23 protein-coding genes are annotated in these 19,534 nt (G+C 41.1%); 17 read left to right on the forward strand and 6 right to left on the reverse strand.

The genetic code is table 11. The features are described from left to right. Nucleotide 1: 1 nt before the first annotated feature. The 9 genes from H1A11_RS05690 to H1A11_RS05730 all read left to right on the forward strand — a co-directional run bounded on the left by H1A11_RS05690 (nucleotide 2) and on the right by H1A11_RS05730 (nucleotide 7,856). Nucleotides 2–784 carry an SDR family oxidoreductase gene (locus H1A11_RS05690; protein ID WP_016273585.1) on the forward strand — a complete coding sequence of 261 codons (783 nt, stop codon included), beginning with the start codon at nucleotides 2–4 and terminating at the stop codon, nucleotides 782–784. Beyond that, nucleotides 778–1,485: a cytidylyltransferase domain-containing protein gene (locus tag H1A11_RS05695; protein WP_016273586.1), complete on the forward strand. Its 708-nt coding sequence runs from the start codon at nucleotides 778–780 to the stop codon at nucleotides 1,483–1,485. The genes H1A11_RS05690 and H1A11_RS05695 overlap by 7 nt, the downstream gene beginning before the upstream one ends. A gap of 82 nt (nucleotides 1,486–1,567) precedes the next feature. Next, nucleotides 1,568–1,861 carry a nucleotidyltransferase family protein gene (locus tag H1A11_RS05700; protein ID WP_178498601.1) on the forward strand — a complete coding sequence of 98 codons (294 nt, stop codon included), beginning with the start codon at nucleotides 1,568–1,570 and terminating at the stop codon, nucleotides 1,859–1,861. A 63-nt stretch (nucleotides 1,862–1,924) separates the two neighbouring features. After that, a complete protein-coding gene (locus tag H1A11_RS05705) occupies nucleotides 1,925–2,236 on the forward strand; it encodes a hypothetical protein (protein WP_080650795.1) in 312 nt (103 codons plus the stop codon). A 47-nt stretch (nucleotides 2,237–2,283) separates the two neighbouring features. Continuing rightward, a complete protein-coding gene (locus tag H1A11_RS19030) occupies nucleotides 2,284–3,705 on the forward strand; it encodes a bifunctional UDP-2,4-diacetamido-2,4,6-trideoxy-beta-L-altropyranose hydrolase/GNAT family N-acetyltransferase (protein ID WP_255461540.1) in 1,422 nt (473 codons plus the stop codon). 17 nt (nucleotides 3,706–3,722) lie between these two features. Continuing rightward, nucleotides 3,723–5,015 (forward strand): hypothetical protein, encoded by a 1,293-nt coding sequence (locus tag H1A11_RS05715; protein WP_081030666.1) that lies wholly within the window; start codon nucleotides 3,723–3,725, stop codon nucleotides 5,013–5,015. Then, nucleotides 5,012–6,076, forward strand: a complete 1,065-nt coding sequence (locus H1A11_RS05720; RefSeq protein ID WP_181757861.1) for an ATP-grasp domain-containing protein — start codon at nucleotides 5,012–5,014, stop codon at nucleotides 6,074–6,076. Before H1A11_RS05715 ends, H1A11_RS05720 begins: the two co-directional genes overlap by 4 nt. 27 nt (nucleotides 6,077–6,103) lie before the next feature. After that, on the forward strand, nucleotides 6,104–7,141 hold the full coding sequence (gene pseI, locus H1A11_RS05725; protein ID WP_016273592.1) for a pseudaminic acid synthase: 1,038 nt from the start codon (nucleotides 6,104–6,106) through the stop codon (nucleotides 7,139–7,141). A 7-nt stretch (nucleotides 7,142–7,148) separates the two neighbouring features. Beyond that, nucleotides 7,149–7,856: a PIG-L deacetylase family protein gene (locus tag H1A11_RS05730; RefSeq protein ID WP_220186791.1), complete on the forward strand. Its 708-nt coding sequence runs from the start codon at nucleotides 7,149–7,151 to the stop codon at nucleotides 7,854–7,856. Between the two features lie 13 nt (nucleotides 7,857–7,869). On the opposite strand, the gene H1A11_RS05735 is transcribed toward H1A11_RS05730, so the two are convergent. From H1A11_RS05735 to H1A11_RS05745, 3 genes are read right to left on the reverse strand one after another with little or no spacing between them, the layout of a single operon-like run. Beyond that, nucleotides 7,870–8,283, reverse strand: coding sequence for an N-acetylmuramoyl-L-alanine amidase (locus H1A11_RS05735; protein ID WP_035448365.1), 414 nt, complete (start codon nucleotides 8,281–8,283; stop codon nucleotides 7,870–7,872). A 2-nt stretch (nucleotides 8,284–8,285) separates the two neighbouring features. After that, nucleotides 8,286–8,393, reverse strand: a complete 108-nt coding sequence (locus H1A11_RS19715; protein WP_005829485.1) for a smalltalk protein — start codon at nucleotides 8,391–8,393, stop codon at nucleotides 8,286–8,288. 39 nt (nucleotides 8,394–8,432) lie between these two features. Continuing rightward, nucleotides 8,433–8,918 (reverse strand): DNA-binding protein, encoded by a 486-nt coding sequence (locus H1A11_RS05745; protein ID WP_005829481.1) that lies wholly within the window; start codon nucleotides 8,916–8,918, stop codon nucleotides 8,433–8,435. Between the two features lie 208 nt (nucleotides 8,919–9,126). Here H1A11_RS05745 and H1A11_RS05750 point away from each other — a divergent pair, with 208 nt between their 5' ends. Further along, a complete protein-coding gene (locus H1A11_RS05750; protein ID WP_005829478.1) occupies nucleotides 9,127–9,345 on the forward strand; it encodes a DUF4248 domain-containing protein in 219 nt (72 codons plus the stop codon). A gap of 124 nt (nucleotides 9,346–9,469) precedes the next feature. On the opposite strand, the gene H1A11_RS05755 is transcribed toward H1A11_RS05750, so the two are convergent. Together H1A11_RS05755 and H1A11_RS05760 are read right to left on the reverse strand one after the other, a co-directional pair. Further along, a complete protein-coding gene (locus H1A11_RS05755) occupies nucleotides 9,470–11,245 on the reverse strand; it encodes a DUF3987 domain-containing protein (RefSeq protein WP_181757862.1) in 1,776 nt (591 codons plus the stop codon). Nucleotides 11,246–11,296: 51 nt separating this feature from the next. Beyond that, nucleotides 11,297–11,929: a BT4734/BF3469 family protein gene (locus H1A11_RS05760; protein ID WP_181757863.1), complete on the reverse strand. Its 633-nt coding sequence runs from the start codon at nucleotides 11,927–11,929 to the stop codon at nucleotides 11,297–11,299. A 149-nt stretch (nucleotides 11,930–12,078) separates the two neighbouring features. On the opposite strand from H1A11_RS05760, the gene H1A11_RS05765 reads away from it, so the two are divergent. Then, complete coding sequence (locus H1A11_RS05765; RefSeq protein WP_016273597.1) at nucleotides 12,079–12,222, forward strand: hypothetical protein; 144 nt, start codon at nucleotides 12,079–12,081, stop codon at nucleotides 12,220–12,222. Further along, nucleotides 12,219–12,341, forward strand: a complete 123-nt coding sequence (locus H1A11_RS19040; RefSeq protein WP_255343536.1) for a hypothetical protein — start codon at nucleotides 12,219–12,221, stop codon at nucleotides 12,339–12,341. Before H1A11_RS05765 ends, H1A11_RS19040 begins: the two co-directional genes overlap by 4 nt. A 499-nt stretch (nucleotides 12,342–12,840) precedes the next feature. Here H1A11_RS19040 and H1A11_RS19720 read toward each other — a convergent pair whose 3' ends face one another. Beyond that, nucleotides 12,841–13,011 (reverse strand): hypothetical protein, encoded by a 171-nt coding sequence (locus H1A11_RS19720; RefSeq protein WP_370528718.1) that lies wholly within the window; start codon nucleotides 13,009–13,011, stop codon nucleotides 12,841–12,843. Nucleotides 13,012–13,304: 293 nt separating this feature from the next. On the opposite strand from H1A11_RS19720, the gene H1A11_RS05775 reads away from it, so the two are divergent. The 5 genes from H1A11_RS05775 to H1A11_RS05795 all read left to right on the forward strand — a co-directional run bounded on the left by H1A11_RS05775 (nucleotide 13,305) and on the right by H1A11_RS05795 (nucleotide 19,533). Beyond that, the gene (locus H1A11_RS05775) at nucleotides 13,305–14,357 is read left to right on the forward strand and encodes an NAD-dependent epimerase (protein ID WP_181757864.1); all 1,053 of its coding nucleotides are present in this window, start codon (nucleotides 13,305–13,307) and stop codon (nucleotides 14,355–14,357) included. A 21-nt stretch (nucleotides 14,358–14,378) separates the two neighbouring features. Then, the gene (locus H1A11_RS05780) at nucleotides 14,379–15,689 is read left to right on the forward strand and encodes a UDP-glucose/GDP-mannose dehydrogenase family protein (RefSeq protein WP_181757865.1); all 1,311 of its coding nucleotides are present in this window, start codon (nucleotides 14,379–14,381) and stop codon (nucleotides 15,687–15,689) included. A 194-nt stretch (nucleotides 15,690–15,883) separates the two neighbouring features. Beyond that, complete coding sequence (locus tag H1A11_RS19045) at nucleotides 15,884–16,549, forward strand: CatB-related O-acetyltransferase (RefSeq protein WP_255461541.1); 666 nt, start codon at nucleotides 15,884–15,886, stop codon at nucleotides 16,547–16,549. Continuing rightward, entirely contained in the window at nucleotides 16,539–17,969 is a 1,431-nt protein-coding gene (locus tag H1A11_RS05790; protein WP_181757866.1) for a lipopolysaccharide biosynthesis protein, read from the forward strand. Before H1A11_RS19045 ends, H1A11_RS05790 begins: the two co-directional genes overlap by 11 nt. Beyond that, the gene (locus H1A11_RS05795) at nucleotides 17,959–19,533 is read left to right on the forward strand and encodes a hypothetical protein (RefSeq protein ID WP_181757867.1); all 1,575 of its coding nucleotides are present in this window, start codon (nucleotides 17,959–17,961) and stop codon (nucleotides 19,531–19,533) included. Before H1A11_RS05790 ends, H1A11_RS05795 begins: the two co-directional genes overlap by 11 nt. Nucleotide 19,534: the final 1 nt, after the last annotated feature.

Genomic DNA, 19,534 nt, shown 5'->3' on the forward strand with positions numbered 1-19,534 from the left:
TATGAATGTTTTAGACTTTTTCTCTTTGGAGAATAAAGTAGCCATTGTCACTGGCGGCTACGGTTATTTGGGAAAAGCTTTTGTACAGTCTCTTAATGAAGCAGGGGCAAAAGTTGTTGTGGCCGGTAGAGATGAACAAAAGTTTAAATTGGCTTTTCCCATTGTTTCCAATATCTATTTCTGCCCTTTGGATATTTCGAACACAGAGAGCATCAAAAAATGCTTTGCTGATGTGAATAAAACATATGGTAGTATTGATATTTTGGTGAATAATGCAGTATATCTGTCCGGTCAATATCCTGAAGAAGTTAGTGACAAAGATTTGGCTTATTCATTTGATGGTATTATAGGTAGTGTTTACAAGTGTATACGCGAAGTAATTCCTTATATGAGAGGACAAAAGTCTGGAAATATTGTGAACATCGCTTCTATGTACGGTGTGGTGGTTCCTGACTTTAAGGTTTACGACGGTGATTGCAAACCAAACTTTAATCCTCCTCAATACGGAGCCTCCAAAGCCGGAGTCATTCAACTGACCAAATTCTTTGGTGAATATCTAATAGGTGATAATATTCGTGTAAATGCCATTTCTCCAGGACCTTTTCCTTCACCTTCTGTACAAAAGAATGAAGAGTTCGTGAACTGTTTGGCTGGTAAAAATCCTTCCCGGCGTATTGGCAATCCTGAGGATTTAAAAGGTGCATTGCTTTTTTTGGCATCAGATGCATCAAAATATGTGGTGGGACAGAATATTCAAGTAGATGGAGGGTGGACAATATGGTGAATACACTTTGTATTGTGCAAGCACGTTTGACTTCATCAAGACTGCCGGAGAAGGTATTGATGGAGTTGGGAAACAGTGGGCTTTCAATCCTCGAACATGTTAATATGCGTCTCAATAAGTCCTTGAAGATAGATAAGGTTGTATTTGCTATACCGGACACTCCCTTAAATGATAAATTGGCCGATTTTTTGGATAATAAGAAGATAGAATATTATCGAGGTAGTGAAAATGATGTTTTAGGGCGCTTTTATCATTGTGCAGAGAGATATAGCCCGGAATTGATTGTTAGGGCCACTTGCGATAATCCGTGTGTTGATTGGCATTTGGCTGATGAAATGATAGAAAACTTGGGTGATGTGGATTATATGTATTGTAACGAAACCCCATTGGGTACTTCTGTGGAGGTATTTACAAAGCATGCTTTAGTAGAAGCTTATCACCATGCTAAAACTCCTGAAGAAAGAGAGCATGTTTGCCCTTACATAGTTCGTAATGAAAAAAATATTTGCAAGCAATATCCTTATAATAAGCTTAGTTATCGTTTGACTGTTGATGAAGAAGCCGATTTTTTGCTGATGAATGAAATCTATGAGCAGCTTTACAAGAATACTCCTATTGAGAATAAGATGATTTATGAATACTTGGAGAAACATCAAGAACTATTGGGGATTAATAGTAAGGTAAAACAAAAGTTTCTCTGATTAGGAGCCGATTTTTCATGATTCCGGCCAGTTTTTATTTTAGTTTCGATATTTATCTTTGTGTGTAGTAAAAAAAAGAGACATGAAGGCAAAATCTGAATACATCACTCTTTTGCGTAAGTACATGGCCGAAAATGCTTCTAAATATGGCATTATGCGTATGGGAATATTCGGTTCTGTAGCGCGTGATGAACAAACTGTTGAGAGTGATGTGGATGTTTATGTTGAATTGCAAACGCCCAGCATGTTTAGTTTAGTTCACATCAAAGAAGAGCTTCAATACTTGTTTGGCTGCGCGGTGGATATCGTAAGATTGCGTGAAGATATGGACGGAATATTGAGACTGAACATTATGGAGGAAGGTATTTATGCATAAAGAAGAAGCACTCTTCTTTTGATGTTTTCTTCATTTGTTTTTTTGTAGCAAAAGAAACTGTATATGGACGAAAAAGAATGCTTGAGTAAGTTGTCACCCTTTTTGTTTTGGGACATTGATATGTCTCAAGCTTCTATGGATGCCTGCCCTCAACAAGTGGTTCAGCGAGTACTTGAGTATGGCAATCTTGATGATTGGCGTTTGATACGTGCGTATTATGGTTTGCATCGCATTGTAGAGTTATGTAAGCAGATGCGGACACTTGATCCGGTTTGTCTTTCTTATATTTGCCTCTTGTCCGGCACGTCAAAAGAAGAATATAGATGTTATCATACGGTACAGTCGAGGCCCACACTCTGGAACTCTTGTGCCTGATGTGGTGAAGAATTTCCAATAATTTCAATTTAATTCATTTCATTTTCTTGAAAAAAATCTATTTCCGTGCCGATGCAAGTGCTACCATCGGCTACGGTCACTTTATTCGTACTCTGGCTTTGGCCGATATGCTGAAGGACGATTTTGATTGTACCTTCTTTACTTGTCATCCTACCTCATATCAGGTAAGTGAGATGGAGAAAGTATGTCCTTTCATCCCCTTACAGGAAGAATCACATTATGATGAGTTCCTTTCCCTTTTGCAAGGTGACGAAATTGTGGTACTTGACAACTATTTCTTTACTACTGATTACCAGCGTGCCATTAAAGAAAAGGGATGCTGTCTGGTGTGTGTGGATGATATGCACGACAAGCATTATGTGGCTGATGTTGTGATAAACCATGGGTTAACGGATGAATCCTTGTTTGATGTAGAGCCCTATACCAAACTCTGTTTGGGGGTTGATTGGGCGTTGCTCCGTCATCCGTTTATCGAAGCTGTAAAAAAACAGCGTTGTCATACTATAGGGGGTATAGAAAAAGTTACTATTACATTTGGCGGTTGTGATGATTTTGATGCAACCGGTTACTATGCAAGTAATCTTCTTGAGAGCAAAAATATTAAATCAATAACCGCAGTTGTAGGTGATGCCTATAAACCAATCCACCCTATATCACAAGATAGACGCCTTACATATTGTTCAGGCCTTTCAGCTGAACAAATGGCTGATTTGTTTAGGCAGTCAGATCTCGTTATTTGTTCAGCAAGTACAGTGTGCATTGAGGCTTTGTTTTGTAATACAAAAGTTGCGGCAGGGTGGTTTGTAGATAATCAGATGGATTTCTATAATCTTGTCACTGCTAAAGGATGGGTAATCGGTTTGGGCAATGTGGAGCACCCCTATGTAGATATGGATGCTCTTAATGCATCAACGGTTCCTTGCGCATCTATAGGGAAAGACATTCGTCAAAACTATTGCCAGCTATTTCATAACTTACAAGATGGTTATTACCTTAGGAATGTACGTTTTCAAGATTTAGATTTGCTGTTTCATTGGGCCAATGATTCTACTGTTCGTAACAATGCGTTTAATACAGATCCTATTGAATATAGTGGTCATTGTCAATGGTTTGCCAATTGTATGCAAAGAGATGATGTTCAAATCTTTATTCTAGTTAAGAATAGTGCTCTTGTTGGTCAAGTCCGATTCAATATTGAAGAGGGTAAAGCTGAGATTGATTATTCTATATCATCAGAAAGTCGTGGAAAAGGTTTGGGTAATGTTATTATTCGATTGGGCATAGAAGAGGCAAACCGGATGGGTATTAAAGAATTAATAGCAAAAGTTAAAGACAAGAATATACCGTCGCAAAGAGTGTTTTTGAATAATGGCTTTATGTGTAATGAAGATATATTGACATTTGAGGGAGTAAAGAGCTATAACTATTTGATGCGGGAACCGTATTGAAATTTTAAACTGTTTTTATGAATAAATATCTGTTAGATTTTCCGTTTTATACCAAGGATCCCGATACGAAAAGTGCATTGGATAGTGAAATCCTAAGATTAGTCCATGATTATGGAACCCCATTCTATTTGTTTCATGAAAAAGATTTTTGTGAAAACTTCCAATCATTATGTGACTCTTTCCGTGCTGTTTACGATAACTATATTCCTTCTTACTCTTATAAGACCAACTATACCCCCTACATATGTAATTTAGTTAAACAGATGGGGGGATATGCCGAGGTTGTGTCCGATATGGAATATACTTTAGCAAAAAGATTGGGCTATCCGGACAGTCAGATTATTTATAACGGACCTTGTAAAGGCCGTTGTATGGAGGAGCATATTCTTAATGGGGGCATATCTAATATAGACAGTGAGGATGAAGCTTTACGTGTCGTTGAAATATCCCGCATTCATTCAAACAAGATTATAAGGGTCGGTATCCGTGTTAACATGGATATTGGTGCTGGATACATTTCACGTTTTGGTCTGGAAAAAGACAGTGAATCTTTCCGACGTACGATTGATTGTCTAAAGGCATGCGGCAATGTCGTTTTGAGCGGTGTACACTGCCATATAAGTCGTGCACGGGGATTAGAGGCTTGGCAAAATAGAATTGACGGTTTATTGGATGTCATCTCTAACTATTTTGACGGAGCCGTAGACTACGTTGACGTTGGAAGTGGTATGTTCGGACAAATGGATCCTTCTCTCGCTATTCAGTTTGGGGATCATGTTCCGACTTATGATGATTACGCCCGCGTAGTGGCTGGAACTATGGCGCAGTTCTTTTCTGGTTCAGAAAAGAAACCTATTCTGTTTTCAGAACCGGGTACTACCCTCATATCAAAGTTTATATCACTGGCAACCCGTGTGGATAATATCAAGTCTATTAGAGGTAAACAATTTGTAACCGTGGACAGTTGCTATTACAATGCCGGTGAAATTTGCAAGTTCAAGGAAGTGCCTTATCGAGTGGTCCATTCTGCAGGTTCTGTCAATGCGAATTATAGTTCGGGAATCACAGATATTATGGGATACACTTGTTTGGAACAAGATTGTTTATATCATGACTTTAAGGAACCAGTTTCTGTAAGTGACATTTTGCTCTTTGGTAATGTGGGGGGCTATTCAATCGTATCAAAACCACCGTTTATCCAACCGGATTGCCAAATGTTGTGTTATTCGCAAGATGGCACGATTAAGGTAATCAAACGGGCAGAAACTTTTGATGATGTGTTCAACACTTTTATAACAGAGAAGCAATGAAAGACCTCACAGTATTAATTTCCGCCAGTGGCTCACCATCTATTCCCGGCATCATAGCTTGCTTCAAAAATAATGGAGAACGTAAAATTAGGGTAGTAGGTGTGGATATGTCTGATGAACCTTCTGCCAGGTATATGGTTGACGCTTTTTATCAAGTACCTGCAGCTACTCATCCTGATTATTGTAACATATTGCTCGATATTTGCAAGAAAGAACATGTAGATATCTATTTCCCGGGAGTTTCGGCGGAAGTGAGTGCATTGGTGAAACGATCGGACGATTTCAAGCGGATAGGGGTCACTTTGTCGGTTTCCAACAGCAATTCTGTAGATGTGGCAAATAACAAGCTTAAGACATACCAAATGCTTGCAGAGGCAGGGATACCGGTGCCTGAATATTATCCAGTCCATACAGTCAATGACTTTGTTGAAGGGTGTAAGTATATGGGTTATCCCCAAAAACCTGTATGCCTAAAAATAGTCAATGGCAGTGGAAGCCGTGGTGTGAGAATTATTGATGCGAACAAGTCCCGTTATCAGCTATTCGCCCATGAGAAGCCCAACAGTTTCTATACTTCTTACGATGATATGCTGAGTATTTTGAAAGAAGTGGATGTGCTGGATGAACTTATGTTGGTGGAGTTCATGCCAGGTAATGAATACACAGTTGACCTTTTGGCTCATAAGGGTACTGTAATCTATCAGGTAGGCCGTGAAAATGTCGTTAGCCTTATGAGTATTGCACAGGAAAGCGTATTGGCTTATGACAGGCAAGCTTATAAAATATGTAGCGATGTGGTGCGCTTGATGCACATGGATGGTAATGTGGGTTTTGACTTTATGCGCAGTGCAGATGGAACGGCAGTTTTAATGGATATTAATCCTCGTTTGACGGCTACGGTATCTGTAATTGCAGCAGGTGGAGTAAATTTGCCTTATCTCCGCATTAAACAATTGTTAGGCGAACCATTGCCCCATGTCTCGCCTCAGTTTGGCACCCGTATGAAACGTAGATACTTGGAGTATTTTACTAACTCTGAAGGAGAACTCATCAAATTCTAAATATAGTATATTTGCATAGATATAGATATGGTAGAAATCAATTTTGATAAACTGGACAGAACGCTGGTTTTGGCAGAACTGTCTTGTAATCATTTGCAGAGCTTTGATATTGCTGTCCGTACCATCGAGGCAATGAAAAAAGCAGGTGCCGATGTTGTAAAAGTACAGAATGACAATCCAGACGGAGGTATTACCATTGATTGTGATAATGAATATTTTCAAATTGGTGGAGGCACTTTGTGGGACGGGAAGACATTGAACAAACTCTATAAGGAAACATACACGCCTTGGGAGTGGTTGCCCAAATTGCAGAAAGTTGCCCATGATTTGGATATGGAGTTCTTTTCAGCACCATCAGATTTGGAAGGAGTTGATTTTCTGGAAAAGATGAACGTTCCTGCTTATAAAGTTGCAAGTTTCGAGATTACAGATACAGCTCTTGTTCGCAGAATGGCCTCAAAAGGCAGGCCTATTCTTATTTCTACAGGAATTGCCGAGATGACTGACATACAAGAAGCCATTGATATTTGCCGTAGCGAGGGTAATAATCAGATTGCTCTTCTGAAGTGTACATCTTCTTATCCCACTCCTTTAGAAGAAGCTAATGTCTTGACAATTCCCGATATGACCAAGCGCTTTAAAGTTGTGGCGGGCCTTTCAGACCACTCTATGGGACACTCTGTTGCTGTTGCCGCTGTGGCATTAGGAGCAAAGATTGTGGAAAAGCACTTCATTTTAAGTAGGGCAATGGGAGGCCCTGATGCTGCTTTCTCAATGGAGCCGGATGAGTTCAAGACGATGGTAGATGAAATCCGTAATACAGAAAAGGCTTTAGGCACTGTACAATATGAACTAAACGAACATGCACGGTTCAATAGAGGTTTCGCTCGTTCTTTGTTTATTGTTGAGGATGTGAAAGCCGGCGAAACGCTTACGGCTAATAACTTACGCTCTATTCGGCCAGGGCAAGGATTGCATCCGCGATATTTGGATGAACTTCTAGGTAGAACTGTCAATCGTGATGTCAAACGTGGTACTCCAATGAAAATGGAGTACGTTCAGTAATATATTTATGTCTCTATTTACAAATAAACGTATCATGGTTGTTGCCGCCCATCCCGATGATGAACTGCTGGGCCTAGGCGCTACCATGCACAAACTAGTCAAGACACAAGGAGTACAGACCCGGGTCATCATTTTGGGAGAGGGGATTACTTCACGCTCAGATACCCGTGACACGGAACAGTGGAAGGAAGTCTTGGAAAGGCATCATCAGAATGTGGAGACGGCGCGGCAGTTGATAGGCTATCACAGCGTGCAGGCATATAATTTTTCCGACAACCGTTTTGACAGCCATGCACTGCTTGATATCGTAAAGGTAGTGGAGCATGAGAAGGAACAGTTTCGTCCGGACTTTATCTTTACTCACCATGGTGGCGACCTTAATATTGACCATCAGATGACTTTTCAAGCAGTGATGACTGCCACACGCCCTATGGAGGACGAACCGGTGAAGGCTATTTTTACATTCGAGACCCCATCAGCCAGTGAGTGGCAGGCTACTTGCGACCCACGCCATTTCACGGCCAATTTCTATATGGAAATTTCGGAGGATGATTTGAAAGCAAAATGTGCTGCGATGGCAGCCTATGAGTTTGAGAGCCGTGCTTTTCCGTATCCGCGCTCTTCGGAGGCATTGAAAGCCCTTGCCCGGTTTCGCGGCTATACCGTAGGCAAACATTTGGCCGAGGCATTTCAGATAGTGCGGATGATAGAATGAAGAAGGGAGCCTTTTACAGCCCCCTATACTCCCTTTCCGCATCGAAACACGGACAAGCTTTCGCTGGATTCAAATCATGGTGCCCCACAATCAGCGCCCGTGGAAAGATACGCTTCAACTCACGTAGCAGTGCCAGTAACGAAGCTTTCTGTTCCAATGTACGGGTATCGGCAGGAAAACTTGCAGCGTCCAATCCTCCTTCATAACAGATGCCGATAGAATGGCGGTTGTGATTGAGGCAATGCGCACCTATTTTTTCCAACGGGCGGCCGCGGTGTATTTCGCCGTTGCGGGTCAGATAGAAATGATAGCCGATGTCACGGAAGCCGCGGTGGTGGATGTGGTCGCGGCGGCAATCCTCAAAGCCCAGGGCCACGCCTTGAGGCGTGGCTGAGCAATGAACAATGAGCAGGGTAATCGTACGCATGGCTATTTGCAAGCGCCTAGACCTAAAGCTCCCGCTATGGCGGTAGCTACGGTGATGATTACTTTGAGGACAATGCCCCACACGGATTTTGACTTTTTGTCTTCACTCATGATGATTGGTAATTGATAATTAGTAATTTGTAATTATTCTCATCCTAACGGATTCTCGCCCTGATTGCCGTCACTTCCTCCGGAACCGCCGTCGGAACCACTGCCATCGGGAGCTTTTCCGCCTACGGTGTACAGGGAAGATTCCTTCAGCTGTCCATCCAGGTTGATTTGGGCATTACTCAGTTCGCCGGTGGCACGGGCGCGGAGCTTCAGCCCCTTCACGTTGTTGGCCAGCGAGAAGTCGGCAGCGGATTGCGCCCCTTTCTTGCTGACGATTCCTACGGAGAAGATGGCAAGGTCATCCAGTTTCACGTTCTTGCCGTCCAGAATCAATTCTTTGGTGCAGGAAACCATGTCTGCCAGTACCCCCTTGATGACACCACTCGAATAGGGGGTGTTGTGATTGGACATGTGCTTGGCCAATTTTTCGATGTCGAAGGTTTCTTCGATTACGGGGCGTGCATACCAGAGGCCTTTCAGTGGGCTGTCTTCGCCCGTCACTTGATACTTTTTGTAACGAATCATACAATTAAAATTTAGAAGTTAAAGGATAAAAACATTTGCTGTGTTGAACTCAACGATGCAAAGATAAGGCTGTGGATACGGGCGTTTGTCGGTTTTTGCAGGTTCTCGTCTGTTTGGGTCTGTTTTAGTCGGTTATTTACGCTTGTAAGTTTGATAATGTCATGATTTATAGTTACTTTTGATGAAATATAAATCGTAACTGTCAACTATGGATTCTTTTGTCATACGTACATACGGACGTACCGAATTGGCCCAAATCTATTGTCCCAATCTTTGTCCGGAGGCTGCCTTCCGCAAACTGAAACACTGGATAGACCTTTGTCCCGATTTGCGTGACGGACTTTCCGCTTTGGGCGGTTCTTCCCGTTCTCGCTCTTATACGCCTGCCCAAGTGCGGCTGATAGTGGCTGCACTTGGAGAGCCTTAAACTTGAGGTTGGATGGCGTAAAGGTCAGGTCGGGAATCGTAAAGGTGAGGTTGGTACACTTGGTACAGAGGTTCATCCATCCTTTCGCCTCACACACATACGCGTGCGTGAAGCGAAGTGAATGTCAGACTTTGGGTTTCCGGTAGTTTCCCTTGCCATCTACATTTTCCACCAGCCCGTGTTTCTGCATGCGTTTGAGCCAGGTGGAGGCGGTTTCCGATTTGATGCCCATCTCTCCGGCTTTCTGCAGGAAAGAGGCCCGTGTGAATTCTTCTTCCATGCTGTCTACCAGCGCATCCCGGTCGGCATTGCCGCGGCTTGTCACTTCGGTGTTGGGCAGGAAGGAGAGGATATGGGTGGTATGCCGGTAAAGGCTTTCGGCCAGTGAGAGTACGGCATGAAAGTCAGCGGAAGCAATGAGGAGATTCCATCGGCTGACAATGTGGTCTTTCAGATTGTCTGTGGCTGTGTGAGGGTCGGGCGACACGTAAGGCGAGGCGGTGATTTCCCCTTGTTCCATTGCGCGGAGCATGGCCACCACTTCCATGATGCGGCAGATGTTGATGGCCAGACGTGCCACGCTGCTTGACATCTCGTTTCCGTTGGCCAGTCCGGAGCGTATGAAAAGCCGGGAGAAGAGCCGGTTGAATTCATCTTTCTGTCCGTCCGTAAGGTGAAGGGTGAATATTCCGTTCATGACAATGGTTTTCAGTTTGTCCTTCCATTCCATGCCCAGCGCCTTGAAGGTATCTTCAAGATCGCTGTCATTGCGGTCGAACTGGTTTTGCCAATGATGTATGGCAGGCATGTAGTAGAATACCTGGCGAGAAAAGAGCCCGTTCTCAGCAGTGGGAATCAGTGGTTTCACTTGTGAGGGGGTGCCTGACAGAAGTACGGAAAGATAAGTTTTCTTTACCTCTCGGTATTCGTGGTCGGTGCGCCGGTTGTAGGACAGTCGGTCGTGGTCGAATGCTTTGCGCATGGTGTCGCTCCAGTGTCCGTATTCCGAACCGATGGCGGTGGAGATGGTGTCGGCTTCGCTTTCGCATATCAGTCCGGTACCGTCGGAGTCCATCAGGTTTTGCAGGATGCCGGTTCCGGTGTTGTTGCCCGAGATGAGGAACATCTTGTTGAGAGGCATTACGGGAGTCTCCGTTTTTCCACGTTCCTTGCCCAGTGTGTCGTATTTTGCTTTTTCGCGGCGGTAACATGCCATGCTTTCGTCTACCTGCCCACGTATTTCATCGTGAATGGGCTCGGCAAGCAGGCGTACCAAGGAGAGCACTCCTTTGCCGGATGCAGGTAGGGCTACTACAAAGGTTTGCAGGCAGGGGGACATCATTTTTCCTCCGTAGGAACATCGGACGTGTTTTCCCATACTGGCACCCAATACGGTGATGGCACCCAGTAGCAGTACATCGTATTGGGCGAGGGAGGTTCCGCAGCTCATGATGCGATTCAGGGGATAAGGCCAGTGGAGGTGTTCGTCGAAAGTGGGTAATGGAGACAGTGGTTCAATGCCCGATGCGGACTCTTCCTCGCGTGCGCGTGTGTGTGAGGTAGAAGAGAGGGGTGAACTTTGTGTACCAAGTGTACCAATGGCGGGTGCGGCTTCATGCTGAATCTTCACGCCGCAAAGCTCGGCCAGATGAAAGGCGGTTCCCAGATGCACGTCCTTACGGCCGGTCTTCAGGGCATTGCTGAAGAGCTTGTCGGCTGCCCTTTGGTCGTACTTGGACGACAGGCTGCACAGACTTAAAAAATCATGCCGTCCTGCTTCTCCGCAGTCGGTGGCAATGGCAAATGCCAGTTGTATATATTCTTGATAGGTTGGAGCAATGTCTGCTCCTGCATTTCTGACTGCTTCGGCCAGAAGGTGCAATGAAGATAGTGGTTCCATCGGATTTGGTAATTTATAATTAGTAATTTGTAGTCGGTGATTTGCAATGACTCATAATTCGAAGTTCACAACTTTTCTGAGCAGTGCTTTCGGGTCATGGCAGAGGAAACAGGCGCGTACGAGGTCTTTCCCCGAAGTGTCCACTCCTTTTCCGGGTTGTGTGTTTTCGGCGTCATACATGCAGTGGACGTAATTCATGGCCCATTGTATTCCTTCTGCAGGATTCTGTCCGTGAAGACAGGGAACAAACGCTTTTACGCCCCGTCCGGTGGGGCTGATGAACACCAGCGCAGGGCATAGATAGGGGTCATCGAATAGTTGTTGTCGTAAGTTTTCCGTTTCTTCTGCGGATTCAAGGTGGTCGATATCGACTACAACCAGGCCGGAGGATTCCGTGAGGGAGTCGCTTCGTCGTCGGGTGAATACGCCGCAGGGAGTGACGTAGGGTAGTGTCTGTTGTTTGAGGAATCGTGCGGTAGTTTCGTCTCCTTGTGCTGCGGCATTTCTTATGGCGAGTGTCAGTTCGGCAAGTCTCTGGTCGGAGGTGATAAGACGGTGTACTTCGTCAATGCTCATTGTCCTGAATGGGGTGAGTGTGGCACTTTTTACGGTTTTTCCGGTGTTTTCGTCTTTTATCGGTGATATGGGCGGCATGAAAAGTGACATTTTGAATAGATTTTCCATTTTGTTGTTTTAAAGATTTTGTGCGAAGTTAGAGCTCTTTTCTCATTAAATATTTTCTGTATATGGAAAATATTTTAAATGTGAGAAACCTAAAATAACGTTTAATAACATGTACTTTTTTAATTCTGATAACATAATACAAGACGACGATGAATGTAAACAGTGACCACCCTATATTGGGTGCTTTATTTGAGAAATGGCGTAAAGAGAAAGACTTGAATATTAATACTCTTGCCAAAGAAGCCCATATTTGTACCATTACGTATGGAAAAATAAAAAAGGGCTGGATGTGAGATTAAGTGCTTATCAGTCACTTTTTTATTACTACTCCATGGATTTGGAGGATGATGAAATCAGGCAGATGGTGAATGAGTGGCTGGAGGAATGGCTGAAGGTGAGAAAGAGGGAGTAAGAGAAGGTTTAATTTGCATATCAGCTGGGGATGCTAATTGTTAGTGTTCCAAAATGATGTATAGGATAAATGTAATAAAAGTTAGAACTTTGCTTCGGTTAAACCAATGGCAAAGTTTATGTATAGTTGCCATGATTTTGAGCGTCTGTTTGTTCGCTATAAATTAGAAGGAGGCCCTTCCGGTGTTTCGATTGAGAAATTCTGCCTGTCGAATAAAGCTCCTTATAACCTATTTGCCAATGGTACAAGGATACGCGAAAGAAGATAATACCAGTTCGAGTTTTGGGTGTTCCCTCTCCGATAGGATAGGGCACAAAAGCCTTTACACCCCGTCCAGTGGAGCTGATGAATACTGGTACTGGCGCGAGGTAAGGATGCTCGAACAGTAGTCGCTTCGGCGTCGGGTGAATATGCTGCAGGGAGTGACGTAGGGTAAGGTTTGCTGTTTCAGCATCCGGCAGTTGTTATCATCGCCTTGTAGGGCAGTTTTGCGGATGGCTTAGGTCAGGGTGATCAGCCGTTTGTTGGCAGTGGTGAGTTGGTAAACTTTGTTCACTCCCAAAGTACGCAGGGGAGTAGGCGTGGCGCTTTTCACGTTTTCCTCGGTCGCTTCGTCCTTCATCGGCGAGATGGGTGGCATGAAAAGCGACATTTTAAAAGATTTTGGCATATTATATGTTTAAATAGTTGGTTCCAAGGTATTTATTCTCTTTCGTTGAATCTTTTCCACATGTGAGAAAGATTTTAAAGGAACAAAGTAATTAATAATAGTATTCTGCCTAATTACTTAAAAATTATCTAAATGGGCAAAAACTTTATTCATCCTTCATTGGGCTTTTTTATCGAGTGAACGAGAAAACAGAGTGAAAATGATTTTTTAGGGCTCTTTTCAATGACCCTAAAAATGAAGGATGACTATTTAAAGGATATGCTTTTATTAGAGCATTAGTTAACAAAATTAATATGAAGATTTTAGTGACCGGTGCAGCCGGATTTATAGGCTTTTATGTCTGTAAAGGTCTTTTGAATAGGGGAGATATTGTAGTAGGATTGGATAATATCAATACATACTACGATGTAAGTTTGAAGTATGGTCGCCTTTCTGCTTTAGGCATTCAGCAGGAACATGTGGATTGGTACAAGTTTGTCGAAAGCAATCTTTTTAGGAATTTCCGCTTTGTCCGCATGAATCTAGAGGACAAACAAGCCATGCGGATGCTTTTTGCCAATGAGCACTTTGATAAAGTTGTGAATCTTGCCGCTCAGGCGGGCGTACGTTATTCCATAGAGAATCCGTGTGCATATGTAGAAAGCAATGTGAATGGTTTCCTGAATGTGCTGGAAGGCTGCCGTCATTATCAGGTGAAACATTTGGTTTACGCCAGTTCCAGTAGCGTTTATGGCCTGAACGGAAAAGTTCCTTTTTCAGAAAAAGACAGCATCGCACATCCTGTAAGCCTGTATGCGGCGACTAAGAAATCAAATGAATTGATGGCTCATACGTACAGCCATTTATATGGCATTCCTTCTACAGGTTTACGCTTCTTTACGGTTTATGGTCCTTGGGGGCGTCCGGACATGTCGCCTTTCCTTTTTGCCGATGCCATATTGCACGGGCGGCCGATAAAGGTTTTCAATAACGGTGACATGCTGCGCGATTTTACTTATATTGATGATATTGTTGAAGGAATACTTCGGGTGATAGACCATATTCCTACTTCTAATCAGGATTGGAGCGCTCAAACCCCTGATCCCAGTTCTTCCACTGCTCCATATAAAATATATAATATAGGTAATTCTCATCCGGTGAAACTTATGGACTTTATTCAGGCAATTGAAGAAGCTATTGGACATCCCGCAGAGAAAATATATCTTCCGATGCAACCGGGAGATGTTTATCAGACAAATGCGGATACTTCAGCTTTGCAGAATGAGTTGGGATTTAAGCCTGACAAACCTATTAAAGAGGGAGTTAAGGAAACGATAGATTGGTATCGTTCTTTTTATCAATTGTAATTAAAAGTAAACTGAAATAATATGAAAATAGCAATAGTTGGTACCGGCTATGTCGGTTTGGTGACAGGTACCTGTTTTTCGGAAATGGGGATTGACGTGACTTGTGTGGATGTGCAGGAAAGTAAGATAGAAAATCTGAAGAAAGGTATTATTCCCATTTATGAGCCGGGCTTGGAAGATATGGTTCATCGTAACTATACTGCTGGTCGTCTGAAGTTTACGACGGACTTGAAGGAGTGTCTGGATGATGTAGAGGTTGTATTTAGTGCAGTTGGTACTCCTCCTGATGAGGATGGCAGTGCTGATTTGAAATATGTACTTGAAGTTGCGCGTACTATTGGACGCAATATGAGTAAGTATGTACTGGTTGTAACTAAGAGTACGGTTCCTGTGGGTACTGCACAAAAGGTAAAGTCTGCCATTCAGGAAGAACTTGACAAGCGTAATGTAAGGATAGGGTTTGATGTGGCTTCCAATCCTGAGTTTCTGAAAGAAGGTGATGCGGTAGATGATTTTATGAAACCCGACCGTGTGGTAGTCGGTGTGGAGTCAGAAAAGGCTAAAGCCATAATGGAGCGTCTTTATAAGCCTTTTATGATGAATAACTATCGGTTGATATTTACTGATATTCCAAGTGCCGAGATGATAAAATATGCCGCAAATTCCATGTTGGCTACGCGAATTAGCTTTATGAATGATATCGCTAATCTTTGTGAGCTGGTTGGTGCTGACGTAAATATGGTCCGTAAAGGTATCGGTGCGGATAGTCGTATTGGCAGTAAGTTTTTATATCCCGGCTGTGGATATGGCGGCTCTTGTTTCCCGAAGGATGTGAAGGCGTTGATAAAGACCGCAGAGAAGAAAGGTTATTCAATGCGTGTATTAAAGGCTGTTGAAGAAGTGAATGAGAGTCAGAAAAGCATTCTCTTCGAGAAGTTATTGAAGCATTATAATGGAGATTTGAAAGGTAAGCAAATCGCTTTGTGGGGGGTGGCTTTCAAGCCTGAAACGGATGATATGAGGGAGGCTCCGGCATTGGTATTGATTGATAAGTTGGTAGAGGCCGGCGCACGCGTGAAGGTTTATGATCCGATTGCGATGGATGAATGCAGACGTAGGATGGGGGATAAGGTTGTCTATGCTAGGGATATGTATGATGCTGTATTGGATGCAGACGCTTTACTGCTTGTAACGGAGTGGAAGCAATTTCGTATACCCAGTTTTGGAGTGCTGAAGCGTACTATGGTTCGTCCTTTGGTGATTGACGGGCGGAATATTTATGATAAGAATGAGTTAAAGGAACTGGGTGTGGAATATGATTGTATAGGGTAAATGAAGATAAAGCAACAGAAATATTTGATGGATGTGGTTAGTTATTAGGTTGGTACTTATCTTTTTATTAGTGTTCTACCATGCCTTTGCTATCTATTCTGGAGCTTGTAGCAATCTCTTTCCTGCATGTCAAGTAAATGCGGTCGATGTTCCGTTATATAGTTCTATGGCCAAACCTTTAATAGAATATTTTTATGTTTAAGAAGATTGTTAGATATATTATACTTCGGTGTAGAGGCGTGAATATTGACTTTAATTCTGTACTTACGTATAAGGTTCATTTGAAGAAAGGTTTTGAGTCTTGTCAGATAAGAAACTCTAAACTTGAGTTATTACAGTTAGGAAATGGCTGCTTTATTGAAAATGCAATTGCATATGGAAGAATCGAATTAGATGATAATGTTTCTATATCCGGACCAGGCACAATTCTGCATGCTGTAAACGGAAAAATCAAAATAGGTAGATTTACAAGTATAGCACAGAATGTATCTATTCAAGAGTTTAATCACAATATGGACATCCCTACAACTTATGCTATTCAGCTAAACTATTTTAGCAAACGTTTTGAGGACGATGTAGTAAGCAAAGGTGATATTATAATAGATGAAGACGTATGGATTGGATCAAATTCGGTAATATTGTCAGGTGTTCATATAGGTAGAGGTGCTGTCATTGCAGCAGGAGCTGTGGTAACCCATGATGTTGAACCATATTCTATAGTAGCAGGAATACCTGCAAAGAAGATAAAGATGAGGTTTACGGAGAAGGGAGTGAAAAAAATGGAAGAATCAAAGTGGTGGACGTGGGATAGAGAGAAAATACAAAATAATAAGATTTTTTTTACGCAAAATGTCGAATAACAGTAAGGCTCTAAGAGCAGGTCTTTGGTATACTGTATCAAGTATTACACTAAAGGCCATAAGCATATTTACTGCCCCTATATTTACAAGATTGTTAACGCCTGAAGATTATGGGAAGTTTAATGTTTTTTTTTCTTGGCAAACCATTTTTGCGTGTATATTTGGTTTATGCCTCAGTTACTCGATAGGCCGTGCAAAAATAGATTACGAAGAAGACTTTGATGGTTTCATTGCCTCGATACAAACACTTTCTGTATTCGTCGGAATATTGCTATTTTCTTTTGCACTTCCATTTTTAGGTTCTATCGCGTCTTTTATGGAGTTGGATAAAGGCCTCTTAATATCATTGATAGTAATGTTGATTGTATCTCCATCTATTGATTTTATGCAGTCAAAATTTAGATTTGAATATAGGTATAAGGAGAATATAATAATAGCTATTATTAATACCATTGGCATTATAGTCTTATCTATCTGCTTTATATTACTAAGTGAACTTGAAGAAAGATATGTGGGGAGAATTATGGGCACTGTTGTGCCGACATTCCTTCTTGGTCTTTTTGCTATAATATATCTTTATATTAAGGGAAAAAGAATAATTCAAACTGAGTATTGGAAGTATGCTTTACGGTTGTCACTTCCAATGATTCCTCATGGACTTGCGATGGTTGTATTGGCACAAATTGATCGCATTATGCTAATAAAGTTGGATAGTTTTGAAGCGGCAGGTTTATACAGTTTTGGCTATTCTTATGCACTTATGATTTCAATATTTACAAATGCAATTATGAATGCTTGGCAGCCATGGCTTTATGATAAGGTTCATGAAAAAAAATATGATGAGATAGTGAGTTCAAATAAGCAAATAAATATACTTGCTTTTTCAATATCTATTGCCTTAATTACTATTGGACCAGAGGTTATAATGATTCTAGGTAGTGATTCCTTTTGGACTGCTAAATGGATGGTTGCGCCAGTAATAGCTAGCTGCTTTTTTCAGTTCCTATATGGTTATTTCTCATTAATGGAATTGTATAGTAAACGTACAGAGCTTATTGCATTAGGATCTGTGGTAGCTGCAGTTTTAAAAATTGTGCTAAATCTTTTTTTTATTCCAAAATTTGGTTTTGTCGGAGCTGCATATTCCACAATGTTAGCTTATGCGGCCTTGTTATCTTATCACTGGCTTGTTTTTCGTCACATATTTAAGCATAAGATATTTGCAGAAAAACAAATCCTATTTCTTGTTCTTCTTTCGATAATGTGTACAATAGTATTGGAAATGTCTTACAATACTTACTTAATACGTTATGCTCTATTGATAATTATTTTAACTCCAATAATAATTATTTATCGCGGACTTATAAAAGAATTATTTAGAAAATATTTTTTAAGAAATAATGCACAATATGGAATTTAAGGAAAAACGAATAATGGTGGTATGTAAAGAGACATACTCGTATCCTCTTTATTTTTTGGCAAGAAAATGGCTAGTAAATAATAAGGTAGCAGCTTTTTTTTTCAATCCTATTGAAACAATGTATAGCAAATGCCTTCTTAACGACACTACTTATTATGCTTACAAGAAGCTGGAAGGATTAAAACTATATACATCTAATCGGATTGCAAAAGAGTTTACGGACAAATTGTATTCAAATGAATATGATTATGCATATGTTGACATGATAGAGAAAGATTACACTCATTTTATGAACCTCAATATGCAGATTCTGTCAACTCAATTTTTTACTCGTCATTATCACTATCGTAACTATATGCATACATGCACATATGCACAACAATTACTGTGGTTAGAGCTAAATTATAAAAATATAATCAGCATAATTGATGATTTTGAGCCGGATTTTATATTGGATACAGATAGTGCCGAATTGGCAAGAACCATATTAAGAGAAGTGTGTTACAAAAAGAATATTCCTTATGTATCTATCGAATATCCAAGGTATGAATTCAATGTTGGCTATACTTACAGCCTTGGATATTCACTCATGCCAACGTTAGTGAAATCATATAGATACTATGAGTCCTTAGGAAATGATTCTTTAAAGGATGAGATAGATTACGTTGTGGATTTTAGAAATAAGTCCAGTATTATGCATGATCAATATAAAGGTGACGTTACATCTCAATACAAGGCAAATGGATTACTAGTAACTTTTAAAAGACTGTTGGGGGATATTAAATATTTTTATATTGATCAAGATGTTAAAGCTGGGTGTAGAAAATTAAAAAAATCCAATCCACTATTATATAATAGTTCATTTGAGTTTATTAAATTTTTTATTCGTTACGAGTATACAAAACAAAAACTATATAGAAAGAATAAGTATTTTCAGAATCCGATTGATGGTGAAAAGTATGTATATATGCCGCTTCATTTAATACCAGAATCATCAACCTTTACATTAGCTCCAATTTATATAAATGAGCTATCGATTATAGAAGCTGTATCTAAAAGTTTACCAGCTGGATGGTGGCTTTATGTCAAAGAACATCAGGCAATGTTAGGGGAACGTGGAGAGGCTTTTTACAAAGCCGTGAATAAATTGCCTAATGTAAAAATGGTACAATTAAACTACTACCAAGACCCGAAGCCATGGATTATAAAATCGCAGGGTGTTGTTACTATATCAGGAACGTCTGCTTATGAGGCCGCAATGCTTGGAAAACATGCAATTGTTTTTAGTGATGTTCCATTTTCTTTGATAGAGGGAGTTCATAGATGTAAATCTTTTGAGGATTTACCAGCAATTATATCTTTATTTAATAATGAACTAGATAATATAAAATCTTGTGCGTCTTACATAGCAGCGGTAAAACGGTATAGTTATCCAATGAACTTAAAGTTAATGCTAAATCAAGGCCTTCATATATTAAGGGGAAAGGCGGATTTGGACAAACAGTATCAGGCAAGTCTGGATAGTTTAGAGAAATTATATTTATTAGCTATAGAAAACTATTAAA

The sequence above is a fragment of the Bacteroides sp. CACC 737 genome (assembly GCF_013874375.1).
In the GTDB taxonomy this organism is placed as follows: Bacteria; Bacteroidota; Bacteroidia; order Bacteroidales; family Bacteroidaceae; genus Bacteroides; species Bacteroides uniformis.

Excerpts from the sequence above, each read along its gene's own strand:
- H1A11_RS05715 (WP_081030666.1), top strand. The coding sequence starts at position 3,723 with ATGAATAAATATCTGTTAGATTTTCCGTTTTATACCAAGGATCCCGAT.
- H1A11_RS05755 (WP_181757862.1), bottom strand. The coding sequence starts at position 11,245 with ATGGAACCACTATCTTCATTGCACCTTCTGGCCGAAGCAGTCAGAAAT.
- H1A11_RS05790 (WP_181757866.1), top strand. The coding sequence starts at position 16,539 with ATGTCGAATAACAGTAAGGCTCTAAGAGCAGGTCTTTGGTATACTGTA.
- H1A11_RS19715 (WP_005829485.1), bottom strand. The coding sequence starts at position 8,393 with ATGAGTGAAGACAAAAAGTCAAAATCCGTGTGGGGCATTGTCCTCAAA.
- H1A11_RS05690 (WP_016273585.1), top strand. The coding sequence starts at position 2 with ATGAATGTTTTAGACTTTTTCTCTTTGGAGAATAAAGTAGCCATTGTC.
- H1A11_RS05750 (WP_005829478.1), top strand. The coding sequence starts at position 9,127 with ATGGATTCTTTTGTCATACGTACATACGGACGTACCGAATTGGCCCAA.
- pseI (WP_016273592.1), top strand. The coding sequence starts at position 6,104 with ATGGTAGAAATCAATTTTGATAAACTGGACAGAACGCTGGTTTTGGCA.
- H1A11_RS19720 (WP_370528718.1), bottom strand. The coding sequence starts at position 13,011 with ATGCCAAAATCTTTTAAAATGTCGCTTTTCATGCCACCCATCTCGCCG.
- H1A11_RS05720 (WP_181757861.1), top strand. The coding sequence starts at position 5,012 with ATGAAAGACCTCACAGTATTAATTTCCGCCAGTGGCTCACCATCTATT.
- H1A11_RS05760 (WP_181757863.1), bottom strand. The coding sequence starts at position 11,929 with ATGGAAAATCTATTCAAAATGTCACTTTTCATGCCGCCCATATCACCG.
- H1A11_RS05705 (WP_080650795.1), top strand. The coding sequence starts at position 1,925 with ATGGACGAAAAAGAATGCTTGAGTAAGTTGTCACCCTTTTTGTTTTGG.
- H1A11_RS05775 (WP_181757864.1), top strand. The coding sequence starts at position 13,305 with ATGAAGATTTTAGTGACCGGTGCAGCCGGATTTATAGGCTTTTATGTC.
- H1A11_RS05765 (WP_016273597.1), top strand. The coding sequence starts at position 12,079 with ATGAATGTAAACAGTGACCACCCTATATTGGGTGCTTTATTTGAGAAA.
- H1A11_RS05700 (WP_178498601.1), top strand. The coding sequence starts at position 1,568 with ATGAAGGCAAAATCTGAATACATCACTCTTTTGCGTAAGTACATGGCC.
- H1A11_RS05780 (WP_181757865.1), top strand. The coding sequence starts at position 14,379 with ATGAAAATAGCAATAGTTGGTACCGGCTATGTCGGTTTGGTGACAGGT.
- H1A11_RS05695 (WP_016273586.1), top strand. The coding sequence starts at position 778 with ATGGTGAATACACTTTGTATTGTGCAAGCACGTTTGACTTCATCAAGA.
- H1A11_RS05730 (WP_220186791.1), top strand. The coding sequence starts at position 7,149 with ATGTCTCTATTTACAAATAAACGTATCATGGTTGTTGCCGCCCATCCC.
- H1A11_RS19045 (WP_255461541.1), top strand. The coding sequence starts at position 15,884 with ATGTTTAAGAAGATTGTTAGATATATTATACTTCGGTGTAGAGGCGTG.
- H1A11_RS05795 (WP_181757867.1), top strand. The coding sequence starts at position 17,959 with ATGGAATTTAAGGAAAAACGAATAATGGTGGTATGTAAAGAGACATAC.
- H1A11_RS05745 (WP_005829481.1), bottom strand. The coding sequence starts at position 8,918 with ATGATTCGTTACAAAAAGTATCAAGTGACGGGCGAAGACAGCCCACTG.
- H1A11_RS05735 (WP_035448365.1), bottom strand. The coding sequence starts at position 8,283 with ATGCGTACGATTACCCTGCTCATTGTTCATTGCTCAGCCACGCCTCAA.